The 9,625-nt window shown below is 70.9% G+C and carries 22 protein-coding genes; all 22 read left to right on the top strand.

The window, feature by feature from the left end:
• The first annotated feature begins 28 nt into the window (after window positions 1-28).
• The 22 genes from ACGF0J_RS21785 to ACGF0J_RS21890 are packed head-to-tail and all read left to right on the top strand — an operon-like array spanning window position 29 to window position 9,622.
• Window positions 29-1,057 (top strand): hypothetical protein, encoded by a 1,029-nt coding sequence (locus ACGF0J_RS21785; RefSeq protein WP_393148483.1) that lies wholly within the window; start codon window positions 29-31, stop codon window positions 1,055-1,057.
• The gene (locus ACGF0J_RS21790; RefSeq protein ID WP_393148485.1) at window positions 1,057-1,341 is read left to right on the top strand and encodes a hypothetical protein; all 285 of its coding nucleotides are present in this window, start codon (window positions 1,057-1,059) and stop codon (window positions 1,339-1,341) included. The genes ACGF0J_RS21785 and ACGF0J_RS21790 overlap by 1 nt, the downstream gene beginning before the upstream one ends.
• On the top strand, window positions 1,341-1,553 hold the full coding sequence (locus tag ACGF0J_RS21795; protein WP_393148486.1) for a hypothetical protein: 213 nt from the start codon (window positions 1,341-1,343) through the stop codon (window positions 1,551-1,553). Before ACGF0J_RS21790 ends, ACGF0J_RS21795 begins: the two co-directional genes overlap by 1 nt.
• A complete protein-coding gene (locus ACGF0J_RS21800; RefSeq protein ID WP_393148488.1) occupies window positions 1,550-2,101 on the top strand; it encodes a hypothetical protein in 552 nt (183 codons plus the stop codon). The genes ACGF0J_RS21795 and ACGF0J_RS21800 overlap by 4 nt, the downstream gene beginning before the upstream one ends.
• Window positions 2,098-2,589: a RusA family crossover junction endodeoxyribonuclease gene (locus tag ACGF0J_RS21805; protein ID WP_393148490.1), complete on the top strand. Its 492-nt coding sequence runs from the start codon at window positions 2,098-2,100 to the stop codon at window positions 2,587-2,589. Before ACGF0J_RS21800 ends, ACGF0J_RS21805 begins: the two co-directional genes overlap by 4 nt.
• Window positions 2,586-3,293, top strand: a complete 708-nt coding sequence (locus ACGF0J_RS21810; RefSeq protein WP_393148492.1) for a hypothetical protein — start codon at window positions 2,586-2,588, stop codon at window positions 3,291-3,293. The genes ACGF0J_RS21805 and ACGF0J_RS21810 overlap by 4 nt, the downstream gene beginning before the upstream one ends.
• Complete coding sequence (locus ACGF0J_RS21815) at window positions 3,290-3,535, top strand: hypothetical protein (RefSeq protein WP_393148494.1); 246 nt, start codon at window positions 3,290-3,292, stop codon at window positions 3,533-3,535. The genes ACGF0J_RS21810 and ACGF0J_RS21815 overlap by 4 nt, the downstream gene beginning before the upstream one ends.
• Complete coding sequence (locus ACGF0J_RS21820) at window positions 3,532-4,359, top strand: SPFH domain-containing protein (RefSeq protein WP_393148496.1); 828 nt, start codon at window positions 3,532-3,534, stop codon at window positions 4,357-4,359. The genes ACGF0J_RS21815 and ACGF0J_RS21820 overlap by 4 nt, the downstream gene beginning before the upstream one ends.
• A complete protein-coding gene (locus ACGF0J_RS21825) occupies window positions 4,359-4,766 on the top strand; it encodes a DUF6205 family protein (RefSeq protein WP_393148498.1) in 408 nt (135 codons plus the stop codon). The genes ACGF0J_RS21820 and ACGF0J_RS21825 overlap by 1 nt, the downstream gene beginning before the upstream one ends.
• Window positions 4,763-5,206 carry a PadR family transcriptional regulator gene (locus ACGF0J_RS21830; RefSeq protein ID WP_393148499.1) on the top strand — a complete coding sequence of 148 codons (444 nt, stop codon included), beginning with the start codon at window positions 4,763-4,765 and terminating at the stop codon, window positions 5,204-5,206. Before ACGF0J_RS21825 ends, ACGF0J_RS21830 begins: the two co-directional genes overlap by 4 nt.
• Window positions 5,203-5,433: a hypothetical protein gene (locus ACGF0J_RS21835; protein WP_393148501.1), complete on the top strand. Its 231-nt coding sequence runs from the start codon at window positions 5,203-5,205 to the stop codon at window positions 5,431-5,433. Before ACGF0J_RS21830 ends, ACGF0J_RS21835 begins: the two co-directional genes overlap by 4 nt.
• Window positions 5,430-5,645 (top strand): helix-turn-helix transcriptional regulator, encoded by a 216-nt coding sequence (locus ACGF0J_RS21840; RefSeq protein WP_393148503.1) that lies wholly within the window; start codon window positions 5,430-5,432, stop codon window positions 5,643-5,645. The genes ACGF0J_RS21835 and ACGF0J_RS21840 overlap by 4 nt, the downstream gene beginning before the upstream one ends.
• Window positions 5,645-6,148, top strand: a complete 504-nt coding sequence (locus ACGF0J_RS21845; protein ID WP_393148505.1) for an HAD domain-containing protein — start codon at window positions 5,645-5,647, stop codon at window positions 6,146-6,148. The genes ACGF0J_RS21840 and ACGF0J_RS21845 overlap by 1 nt, the downstream gene beginning before the upstream one ends.
• Window positions 6,145-6,750, top strand: a complete 606-nt coding sequence (locus tag ACGF0J_RS21850) for a hypothetical protein (protein ID WP_393148507.1) — start codon at window positions 6,145-6,147, stop codon at window positions 6,748-6,750. The genes ACGF0J_RS21845 and ACGF0J_RS21850 overlap by 4 nt, the downstream gene beginning before the upstream one ends.
• Entirely contained in the window at window positions 6,743-7,096 is a 354-nt protein-coding gene (locus ACGF0J_RS21855; RefSeq protein WP_393148509.1) for a hypothetical protein, read from the top strand. The genes ACGF0J_RS21850 and ACGF0J_RS21855 overlap by 8 nt, the downstream gene beginning before the upstream one ends.
• Window positions 7,089-7,325 (top strand): hypothetical protein, encoded by a 237-nt coding sequence (locus ACGF0J_RS21860; RefSeq protein WP_393148511.1) that lies wholly within the window; start codon window positions 7,089-7,091, stop codon window positions 7,323-7,325. Before ACGF0J_RS21855 ends, ACGF0J_RS21860 begins: the two co-directional genes overlap by 8 nt.
• Window positions 7,318-7,527, top strand: coding sequence for a hypothetical protein (locus ACGF0J_RS21865; protein ID WP_393148513.1), 210 nt, complete (start codon window positions 7,318-7,320; stop codon window positions 7,525-7,527). Before ACGF0J_RS21860 ends, ACGF0J_RS21865 begins: the two co-directional genes overlap by 8 nt.
• The gene (locus tag ACGF0J_RS21870; protein WP_393148515.1) at window positions 7,520-8,056 is read left to right on the top strand and encodes a winged helix-turn-helix domain-containing protein; all 537 of its coding nucleotides are present in this window, start codon (window positions 7,520-7,522) and stop codon (window positions 8,054-8,056) included. Before ACGF0J_RS21865 ends, ACGF0J_RS21870 begins: the two co-directional genes overlap by 8 nt.
• Window positions 8,049-8,345: a hypothetical protein gene (locus ACGF0J_RS21875; protein ID WP_393148517.1), complete on the top strand. Its 297-nt coding sequence runs from the start codon at window positions 8,049-8,051 to the stop codon at window positions 8,343-8,345. The genes ACGF0J_RS21870 and ACGF0J_RS21875 overlap by 8 nt, the downstream gene beginning before the upstream one ends.
• Window positions 8,342-8,539 (top strand): hypothetical protein, encoded by a 198-nt coding sequence (locus ACGF0J_RS21880; RefSeq protein WP_393148519.1) that lies wholly within the window; start codon window positions 8,342-8,344, stop codon window positions 8,537-8,539. The genes ACGF0J_RS21875 and ACGF0J_RS21880 overlap by 4 nt, the downstream gene beginning before the upstream one ends.
• Window positions 8,536-9,183: a hypothetical protein gene (locus ACGF0J_RS21885; protein WP_393148521.1), complete on the top strand. Its 648-nt coding sequence runs from the start codon at window positions 8,536-8,538 to the stop codon at window positions 9,181-9,183. The genes ACGF0J_RS21880 and ACGF0J_RS21885 overlap by 4 nt, the downstream gene beginning before the upstream one ends.
• A complete protein-coding gene (locus tag ACGF0J_RS21890; protein ID WP_393148523.1) occupies window positions 9,173-9,622 on the top strand; it encodes a hypothetical protein in 450 nt (149 codons plus the stop codon). Before ACGF0J_RS21885 ends, ACGF0J_RS21890 begins: the two co-directional genes overlap by 11 nt.
• Window positions 9,623-9,625 lie beyond the last annotated feature (3 nt).

Genomic DNA, 9,625 nt, shown 5'->3' on the forward strand with positions numbered 1-9,625 from the left:
GCCTGCCGCTCCCTCGAGGAGCCGCGACATGCGCGCTGACGTGCTCGACCCGACAGAACTAACCGACGAAGCAAGGAGGAGCCCGTTGGCGCGGATCCGCAGTGTCAAGCCTGAATTCTGGTCCGATCGGAAGCTCGCCCGGCAGCACTCGCGTGATGCGCGCATGCTCTACATGGCGCTGTGGAACCAGGCCGACGAGCACGGCCGCGTCCTCGGCGACGCTCGGTGGATCAAGGGCAACTGCATGCCGTACGAGGACGACATCGACCCGGACGGCATCGAGCGGCTGCTGGGCGAGCTCATTGCCTCCGGCCGGGTGCAGCGGTACGTCGTCGACGACGACCCCTACCTGTTCCTGCCCAAGCTGGCTAAGCACCAGCGCCTCGAAGCGGCCAAGGTCCCGAGCCGCCTTCCCCCGCCGCCGGCCGAGATTGTCGGTCCTGAGGACACTCCGCCGGAGCCCCGCGCAGACGTGTCCGAGCACGACGCAAACGAGTCTGCGCGCCGCGCAGACCAGCCTGCGCGCGACGCAGAGAGGTCGTCGCTTTCTTATGTGGCAGGTAGCAGGGGGCAGGTAGCAGGGAGCAGGGAGCAGGAATCTCCGGTTGCCGTAGGCCAGGAGAGCAACCCTTACGCGCGCACGCGTGAGGCGCCTGCGGCGCAACCAGAAATCTTCATCGCCCGGTCCATCGTCGCGAGCATTCCTCGCTACCGCGCGGCGCCCGGCTGGGTGAAGTCCAAGCACCTGGCACCCATGGCGGCCACCGCGCTGGCCGCCGGGTTCGGCCGCGACGCCATCGTCCGCTACGCCGGCCTCGTCATCGACTCCGGCCGCTTCGCCGACCACCAGCACATCCCCGAGCTCCGCGACGCGCTGAGACGCCTGGCCCTCGACGTCCGCACCGGTCACGCCTGCGCCGTGTGCGCCCGCGACCCCGACGGCACCTGGTGCTGCGTCACCGAGGACCGCGCCTGGACTGAGGAGGACCAGGCCGCGCTCGAGCGGACCCTCGATCAACTCGGCGCCACCCCCGACGAACTCGCCCAGGAGGCGTGATGAGTGATCCGTACGGCAGCGACGCCGGCCGCCTGGAGGCCGCGATCGCTCGCTGGCTCACCGACCGCGGCGTGGCCGACCCCGCCGAGGGCGCGGCCGAGCTCGTGCTCATGGCTCGCGGCCACGGCTGGCGCCCCGTCGAAGCCCTGCGGCCGCCGCCGGCGCCGACCGGCCGCCGCAGCCGGCCGACCGCGCGGCCCGAGGTGGCAGAGGCTCTCGCCCGCTGCGCCGCCGCCAGCGAACGCTTCCGCACCACCGAGTCAGATCCAGCAAGGAGTTCCTGATGGCCCCCCGCGTCGCCGTCCTGGTCAAGCCTGTCGAGGGCGGACACCAGGCGATCTGCCAGACCCGCGACTGCAGCCAGGGCCCGGAGCGCGGGCCATGGCGGAGCACCGTGCACGTCGTCAAGGTGACCGCCGAGGACGACGCCCGCGCGCACCGGCAGTGGCACCGCCACCAGCAGGCCGTGCCGACGGTGGACGAAGGCCCGGCATGAGCGGGCTCACCCTGGCCCGACTGCGCCGGATCGCCAGCGCCGCCAGCGGCCGAGAGCGGCGCCTGGCAATCGTGACCGGCGAGGACGGGCGACGCTGGGCGGCGTGGCCGTACGGATGCATCGAGCTCGACGACCAGCGTCACGCCTGGCTGGAGTCCCCGGCTGACGGCTGCTATCGGTGGCGTGCCGACGGCCTGGCGCTGGTCGAGTGCGAGCCGGCGTTCAACCCCTGCCTCGTGCGCCGCGAGATGCTGCCGCTCCTGGCCGCGCCCAGCCGCGTGAGCGTCGTGCCGCTCCGGTGGATGCACGAGGACGGCACGCACGTCCGCCGCCTGCTGGAGCGCTCGGACGGCCTGTGCACAGTGGTGGACGCCGACCTCTGGCGGCACTGGACGGCAGCCATGGACGGCACGATCTGGCAGGTCGGCGGCCGTCACGGGTGGCTCGTGTGGGCCAGCTCGGAGACGGAGCCTGGCGTGGCTGGGCTGGGGCCGGTCCACGCGAATGTCGCACCCCTCCGGCCCGAGCTGCCGGAGATGACCGTATGACGGCCCCGTGCTTCCGCTTCGCCGTGTACGGCACCCCGGCCGGCCAGGGCAACCTGAAGACCGGTCGCCACGGGAAGAGCTACCACGCCAACGACGCCCAGCTGCGCGAGTGGCGCGGCAAGGTCCGCCAGGCGGCCGTCCTCGCCACCGGCGTGCACGAGCGGCAGCCGTTCGGCAGCCAGGAGTGCGTGCTGTGCGACCAGCCGGCCAAGACGCACGCCGCGCTGCTCGGCCCGGTCCGCCTGGAGGCGGTCGTCACGGTGGCACGGCCGAAGACGGTACGGGCCACCTGGCCGGTCACCCGCAGCGCCAGCGACTGGGACCACTACGCCCGGGCGATCGGCGACGCGCTGACCGGCGTGGCCTACGTCGACGACTCCCAGGTGTGCGACGGCCGCGCCATCACCACATTCCCTCGCATCCACCCCGACGCCCTCGACAAGCCAGGCGCGCTCATCCGCATCTGGCCCATGAACGGAGACCAGTGACCCGCATCGACATGACCACCCGCGACCTGCACCAGCTGATCGCGCCCGTGCTCCCGCACGCATCCACGAGCGCGGACCTGCCCGAGCTGAACGCGGTCCGCCTGGAGACCAGCGGCACCACCATGCACGCCGTCGCGACCGACCGCGTCACCATGGCGGCCACCCGCCACCCGGTCGGGTTCACCGAGGACGTCGTGATCCACGTCGATAGAGCCGACTGCGCCGCGCTGCTGAAGCTGTTCACCTTCACCAAAGAGGAAGACCCCGACCTGACGCTGATCCTCGACCAGGTCACGGTCCCGGTCGGCAACACCAGCCTGTCGGCTCTCGCGCTGCGCATCGACTCCGAGGACGGCACACGGCTGGTGCTGCACGACCGGCGCGTTCCCGGACAGCCGAGCGCGCTGGACGGCTGGCGAAAAGTCCTCGGCAGCGTCCTGCACCGGCCGCGGTCCGTCGGTGCTCCGGCGTTGCTGCTGGGCCCGGCGTTCCTGCCGCGCTGGTCGAAGGCGGCCGGAAAGGGCGAGCGCCTTGCGGTGTTCTGCGGGCCGGACCCGTCCGACTCGATCCTCGTCACCGTCGAGCAGCACTTCATCGGCGTCTGGGCGACCGCCGGCCATCTGGACGCGGGCGGCGATCTCCTGGACGACAACCCGTGGCGCCGTGAGCTGCCCGCGCCAGCCAGCGTCGCGGAGGAGACGTGAGGGCGCTCACCATCCTGGCCGCGCCCGTCGCGCTCGCGGTGGCCGTCGTCGCCGTGGCGTGGATCCTCGCGCGCGCCCAGCGTGCCCGGGATGACCGGCGCGCCCGGCTCCGCCACGAAGCGTTCCTGTCGGACCTGCACAAGCAGGCCATCGCACACAGCGGCGCCAACGTGCTCGCTGACTACTTCGCGGACGAGATCCGCACCCACCTCTCCATGCCCGAGAAAGAGATCACCAGATGAAGCGCACCATCCCCCTGTGCATGCTCGCCGCCGCCCTCGTGACCGGCTGTTCCATCACAACACCGGAGCCCGACCAGAAGGGCATCGTCTACGACGCGGGCATGTTCTCCGACACGACGTTCCAGAACTGCATCGAGCCCGGCGCCCGCGACGTGTCCGGGTGGGGCGACCAGGGGTTCGTCTACCCGAACGGGCAGCGGACGTTCGAGTTCGCCGACAAGCAGGGAGCCGAGTCGAAGCCCCTCAGCGTGGTCACGAAGGACAACCTGGAGATGACCGTCGCCGGCGTGGCCACGTTCTCCCTCACCACCGACTGCGCCACGCTGCGCAGGTTCCATGAGCAGATCGGGCTGAAGTTCAAGGCGTACACCGACGAGGGCTGGAACCGGCTGCTCGGCGTTTACATCGGCCAGCCGCTGGACCGGGCGATGGACGCCGCCGCGAAGGCGTACGGCTGGAAGGACCTGTTCTCCAACCCTGCCATCAAGCAGGAGTGGGAGAAGTCGGTCGCCACGTACGCGGCCCAGTTCATCAAGGAGCAGGGCGGCGCCGGGTTCTTCGGCGGCTTCTCGGTCACCCTTCAGCAGCCGCAGCCGCCGCAGGGCGTGCGGGACGCGCTCGCCTCCGCTCAGCAGGCCGTCGAGGAGAACACCGCCCAGAAGGCGAAGAACGAGAAGGCCCGCACCGAGATGGAGGCCATCAAGGCGCTGGTCGACGTGCTCGGGCCCGAGGGCACCGTGATGTGGCAGGCGATCAAGGACGGTCGGGTGCAGTTCGTCATCTCCGACGGCAGCGCGGTCGCGGTGAGCAAGGGCGGCCGCTGATGGGCTACACCAGCCGCCTGTCCGGCGAGATCACCATCAACCCGCCGATCCCGTGGGGCGAGCTCCAGGGCAGCCCGTTCGTCCGCACCCCGGACAACGACGAGTGGGATCGGCTCACGTGGCTGCGGCTGGTCGAGGACACCGTGGAGACCGACGACGGAACGCTGATCCGCAAGCAGGCCATCGCGATCCGGCCGTCAGAGGCCGACGAGCTGCGCGTGCACGGCCTGGACCGCGACGTGCAGGCCATTATTGACGCGCACCTGGGCCACACGTTCGAGGGGCTCATGCTCGTGCGTGGCGAGGAGTCGCCCGACATCTGGCGCGTGAGCGTGCAGGACGGCTGCGCTGTCGAGGAGCGCCCCCGCATCGTCTGGCCGGACGGAACCGAGGAGACGGTGTCATGACGCGCGCCTTCGTCGGCGTCGCCTTCGTGGTCGCCGCCCTCTGGAACGTCCAGGAGAATCCGCCCGCTGCTCTGTTCGCTGTCATCACGGGGCTCGTCTTCCTGGCCTGGGCTACAGAGAAGATCGGCTGGCCCGTCCGGCAGTCACGCAGGATCGACGGCATCTTCGCCACCCGCGACATGGAACGGGTGCTCACCGTCCTCCTGACCGACGCGGCCGGCCTGTCCGGACGCCCGATCTGCCACCTGTCCGGCGTCAGCGTGAGCGGGGCATACCTGTGCCTCGACCGGCTGGAGACGGCCGGGTGGGTCCGCGGTGAGTGGGAGACCCCGGACCCGGGCGCCCGGCCGCGCCGCCGCTTCTACCGGCTCACCCCATGCGGCCGCGCCTGCGCGCTCGAACTCCTTGGGCTGCGCGAGTGGGCGGAGCAGGCCCCGTGACCCACGGGCACGAAGACCAGGTCGGCATCTCGATCACCACCCTGCGGCCCGACGGCAGTGCCCACATCCGCCGCTGGTACGTCACACCCGCGCGCGCCCAGACCCTGGCCGACGAGCTCGGCCCGCCGGACCGCGAGGTGCTCGCCACCGCAGAAGCAGGCGACCAGCTCACCGACCGCGTCGCCTCACTCCCAGGCCTGGTCATCACCTCCCGGGAGCACCCATGACCCGGCGGCCGCCCCACCCCCTCATGACCCAGCTCCGCGACCTCCGACTCGACCGCGGCCTGACACAGCTGGAAGTCGCCTCCGAGATCGGCGTCGCCCAGAGCGCCCTCTGCTTCTGGGAGAACGGCGGCCGCACCCCCACCCTCACCCGCGTCACCGAACTCGCCGCCTTCCACGGCTACAAGCTCACCCTGACCCCGAAGGAGGCGTGATGACCACGTCGGACGCGCTTCTCCTGCTCGACGTCGACGGCGTCCTCAACCCCTGGCACCGACCAGGCCCTGAGTGGGAGATCCACAAGGCCGTCGCACACGACATGTCTTACCGCGTCGTGCTCAACCCCGACCACGGCCCCATGCTCCTCGAACTCGCCAAGGAGACCGGTGCCGAACTCGTCTGGGCCACCACCTGGGAGGAGCACACCAACCGCGAGATCGGCTCCCGCATCGGCCTGCCCGAACTGCCGGTCATCCAGGTCAACTCCGGCCCCAGCGCGCCCCGCGTGCACCCGAAGACGCCACCAGTCGCCGATTACGTGAAGGGCCGGTCCTTCGTGTGGTTCGACGACGACCTGACCCGCGCGGACAGCCAGTACCTCAAGGCACACGACGGAGTCGGCGACTTCCTCATCGTGCACATCGGCCCGCGCAAGGGCCTCACTGAACGACACCTGGAGATGGCCGCCGCGTGGCTGGCCAACAGGGAGACACCATGAAGCTCGAACTCGACCTGAGCCCCGGCGATTGGGCCGACTACAGCCAGGCGCCCACCGCCGACCTCAAGCGCATCGGCGTGCTCACTCCGCGCAACCGCGGGATCCGGGAGTTCGTCCGGCTCGGCGCGCTGGTCGACGGTCGGCCGGTCGTAGTGCAGACGCCGTGGCTGATCTGGCAGGCCGCCCACGAAGCGCTCGCCCGCCACCTCGGCGCGCCCCAGCCGGAGGACGCCGAACCGGAGCCCGAGCCCGCCGCGCCAGAGCGGCCCGCGGTCCTTACCGACATCGCCGCCGCTATGGACGAGCACGCCCGCCGCTGGGACCTCGACGCCAGCCACGAGGACGGCACCGATCCCGAAGGCTGGCAGCCGCTCGCCACCGAAAGCCGTGAGGACGCCACCGGCGCCGCACTCACCGGCAACATCACCTGGGCCCACACCTTCCTCGAGGCCGTCCACGCTGCCCTGGCCACCGACGACCCGGCCGAGCTGCGCCAGGCGCTCGCCGCGGTGGCCGGCTGCACCGCGTCGTGGATGGCCGCGATCGACTCCCGCGAGGACCTGATCCGGGAGCACGTTGAGAACGGGAGCGGCCATGTCTGAGCTCCCTCTGCTCGAGGGCCCCGCCTCCGCACCCGCCCCGACGGCGTCGCCTGAGTCGGCCGATCGCGCCCGCACGCGGCGCCAGCGCGAACTGCTTGCCGCCGGCCGGCATCCGCTTACCGCCGTGCTGACCCGGCCGCTCCGGCTGCACGCCGAGGCGGCCCCGGCCGACGATCGCCAGGCGCCCGGCCGCCGCTGCGGCGGCTGCCGGTTCCGGCAAACCAGCGGGTGGGGCTTCCCGAAATGCATGTTCGGCGACGGGATCCGCGCCAGCCGCGGAGCCGCGACCGACTGCCGCGCCTGGTGGCCCGCCTGCGTCGACCACCAGGGGGACGACGATGCCTGAGCACCCGCTGGCCATTGCCTACGTACTGGGCGCGTACGCCTCGCTCGTCGTGATCGCCGTCCCGCTCGTTCAGCGTCCGTGGGTGCTCGACATGCTCGCCCGCGACGCTGGCATGTCGCGGCGGGCGTTCACCGTGCTCATCGCGGTCGCCTACACCGTGCTCTGGCCGATCACCTGGGCGGTCGCCATCGCCCAGCTCATCAACGACAGGAGGAACGGCCGTGGCTGACTACACGCGCCGGGAGCGCACCACCACGCACGTTGAGTACGTGCTCCCCAGCCCGACGAACTGGGCCAAGCTCAGCAAGATCCACAACGCGATCCACTGCGAGCTCGGACCCGAACTCTCCCAGTACGAAGACGCCGTCCAAGTCGTCACCGCCGACGACCAGATCATCTTCCGCTTCGTGAAGGAGAAGACCCATGGCTGAGCCGCCGCGCATCCGTATCGACGTGGCCCAGCACAAGGTCTGGCTCGACGATCAGCCGATCGTGCTGCCTCGCCTGCAGTTCCGCATGCTCGCCTACCTCGCCGCCCGCCAGGGCCGGGTCATCAGCCGGCAGCAGATCATGCGGGACGTGTGGCAGACCGACTACGTCGACGACACCAAGACCCTCAGCATGCACGCCAGCTGGCTGCGCAAGAGGCTCGGCGACGACTCCGACAACCCCCGCTACCTCACCACCGTCCGCGGCATCGGGTTCCGCCTCGAAGCCGGCACCGTCGACCTGGTCGAACCGCCGACAGGCCCGGACCCATCGCTCACACGGGTCATGCTCGTCAAGCCCGGTGACGTACTCGTGTTCGGCAACGTGGGCGACCTCGGCAACCCGCAGCAGGCCCACCAGGCCGCGACCGCCCTGCGCGACCAGCTCGGCCTGGCCGCCGTTCTGCTCTTCCGCGGCGACATCGACATGACGGCCATCCCCTCCGCCATCGAAGCGAGCAGCCATGCCTGACCGCGACGACTACCTCCAGCACGCCTACCCCGTGCTCCTCACCTACACCCAGCAGGTCGCGCTCGCCGTCGGCATCGCCCGGCTGCAGCGCCTCGTGCCCTGCCCTGGCGCCGGTGCTCGCCATAGTTCGGGCCTGCCGACGCGAGACGCGAACCGAGTACGCCCGGCGCCGGCGCGCCCGGGCCCGGAGGATCCGATGAAGACCACCATCACCTACGACACCGCCGACGCCAAACGGGGCATGACCCTCAGAAAGCCCCGCGACTTCGTCAAGACGGACGCGTCATGAGCATCCGCACCACCACCCGATACTTCGTCACCTGCGAGACCTGCCCGGCCGAGCACGAAGCCGTCGGCGCCGACAGCACGATGGCCGCCCGAGTCGCCGCCGGAGTCGTCGGCTGGAAGTACCGGACCACCCACCCGCAAAAGATCGGCCGCCGCTCCTACGACTACTGCCCATCCTGCGAGGTGCCCAGGTGAGCGACCTGATCGGCGAGTACCACAAGCGCGTGGCCGACGCGCTCACCGCCACATGCCCGGTTCACCAGCACTTCGGGGGCATGTGTCAGCGGTGTGACGAACGTCTGGCCGCCGTGCTTGCCGTGCGCGACGACGAGCTGGAGCAGCTCCGCGCCGAGCTGGAGCAGGCCATCGCCCACGATCGGCAGCCGTACCCGACGCAGTGGGCTTACGACCAGACCTGCGCAGCACTGGAGAAGCACCGAGCCCGAGCCGAGCAGGCCGAGCGCGAGCGGAACGGCTGGCGGGAAACCGTCGAGCGCGTCATCACTGTGGCCAAGGCGATGCGCGAATGGTGCTCGCCGCACGGCATCGTCACCGACTGCGCCGACCGCATAGCCGAGGCCATCGTCGGCACACAGCGCCCGCTCAAGCGAGGCGAGGCGTTCCGGGTGCTGAACGAGCTGCTCACGGGCGACCCGCCGCCTGGCTGGCGAGAGCGTGCCGAGGAGGGCCAGGCCGCCATCGTCCGCGTCCGAGAGGTGCACCGCGAGGGGCCGTCCGGCACGTGCATGCACTGCTCTGAGAACGACTACCCGAACTACGCGATCTTTTGGCCCTGCCCGACAATCCGCGCCCTCGAAGGAGCTGACGATGATCGTTGAAGACGAGAACGGCAACCAGTGGGACCTGGCCGACCTCCGCGACCAGGAGCGGGAGCCCGAACCGCTCGAGCAGGAGCCGCTGAGCCTGGAGGAGATCGAGGCCGCGCTCGACGCCTGCTACGCGGGCGGAGCCAGCGCCGAAGGCGAGGAGGCCGCCGATCTCCTGATCAGGGAAGCCGTGCCGCAGATGCTCGCCGAGTTGCGGGCCGTCCGTGAGCGGCTGGCCCGGTACGAGCAGGTGCCGACCCAGGAGGAGTGGACGGTCACCGCCGACGCCGCCATGCCGCCGGGAGCGTACGACGCCCGGTACACCGCCGACGCCGCCATGAAGGCCGCCGACCGGTACGGCAAGCAGGCGTGGCGGCGGGTCGTCACACACGGCCCCGTCGTGGTCCAGCCCTGGGAGCCGAATCCGTTCAGTGCGGAGCGGCCGTTCTGACCA

It is taken from the genome of Nonomuraea sp. NPDC047897, from assembly GCF_043204415.1.
Lineage (GTDB): Bacteria > Actinomycetota > Actinomycetes > Streptosporangiales > Streptosporangiaceae > Nonomuraea.

Excerpts from the sequence above, each read along its gene's own strand:
- ACGF0J_RS21840 (WP_393148503.1), top strand. The coding sequence starts at position 5,430 with ATGACCCGGCGGCCGCCCCACCCCCTCATGACCCAGCTCCGCGACCTC.
- ACGF0J_RS21795 (WP_393148486.1), top strand. The coding sequence starts at position 1,341 with ATGGCCCCCCGCGTCGCCGTCCTGGTCAAGCCTGTCGAGGGCGGACAC.
- ACGF0J_RS21855 (WP_393148509.1), top strand. The coding sequence starts at position 6,743 with ATGTCTGAGCTCCCTCTGCTCGAGGGCCCCGCCTCCGCACCCGCCCCG.
- ACGF0J_RS21890 (WP_393148523.1), top strand. The coding sequence starts at position 9,173 with ATGATCGTTGAAGACGAGAACGGCAACCAGTGGGACCTGGCCGACCTC.
- ACGF0J_RS21870 (WP_393148515.1), top strand. The coding sequence starts at position 7,520 with ATGGCTGAGCCGCCGCGCATCCGTATCGACGTGGCCCAGCACAAGGTC.
- ACGF0J_RS21830 (WP_393148499.1), top strand. The coding sequence starts at position 4,763 with ATGACGCGCGCCTTCGTCGGCGTCGCCTTCGTGGTCGCCGCCCTCTGG.
- ACGF0J_RS21875 (WP_393148517.1), top strand. The coding sequence starts at position 8,049 with ATGCCTGACCGCGACGACTACCTCCAGCACGCCTACCCCGTGCTCCTC.
- ACGF0J_RS21860 (WP_393148511.1), top strand. The coding sequence starts at position 7,089 with ATGCCTGAGCACCCGCTGGCCATTGCCTACGTACTGGGCGCGTACGCC.
- ACGF0J_RS21825 (WP_393148498.1), top strand. The coding sequence starts at position 4,359 with ATGGGCTACACCAGCCGCCTGTCCGGCGAGATCACCATCAACCCGCCG.
- ACGF0J_RS21880 (WP_393148519.1), top strand. The coding sequence starts at position 8,342 with ATGAGCATCCGCACCACCACCCGATACTTCGTCACCTGCGAGACCTGC.
- ACGF0J_RS21805 (WP_393148490.1), top strand. The coding sequence starts at position 2,098 with ATGACGGCCCCGTGCTTCCGCTTCGCCGTGTACGGCACCCCGGCCGGC.
- ACGF0J_RS21800 (WP_393148488.1), top strand. The coding sequence starts at position 1,550 with ATGAGCGGGCTCACCCTGGCCCGACTGCGCCGGATCGCCAGCGCCGCC.
- ACGF0J_RS21845 (WP_393148505.1), top strand. The coding sequence starts at position 5,645 with ATGACCACGTCGGACGCGCTTCTCCTGCTCGACGTCGACGGCGTCCTC.
- ACGF0J_RS21850 (WP_393148507.1), top strand. The coding sequence starts at position 6,145 with ATGAAGCTCGAACTCGACCTGAGCCCCGGCGATTGGGCCGACTACAGC.
- ACGF0J_RS21785 (WP_393148483.1), top strand. The coding sequence starts at position 29 with ATGCGCGCTGACGTGCTCGACCCGACAGAACTAACCGACGAAGCAAGG.
- ACGF0J_RS21820 (WP_393148496.1), top strand. The coding sequence starts at position 3,532 with ATGAAGCGCACCATCCCCCTGTGCATGCTCGCCGCCGCCCTCGTGACC.
- ACGF0J_RS21790 (WP_393148485.1), top strand. The coding sequence starts at position 1,057 with ATGAGTGATCCGTACGGCAGCGACGCCGGCCGCCTGGAGGCCGCGATC.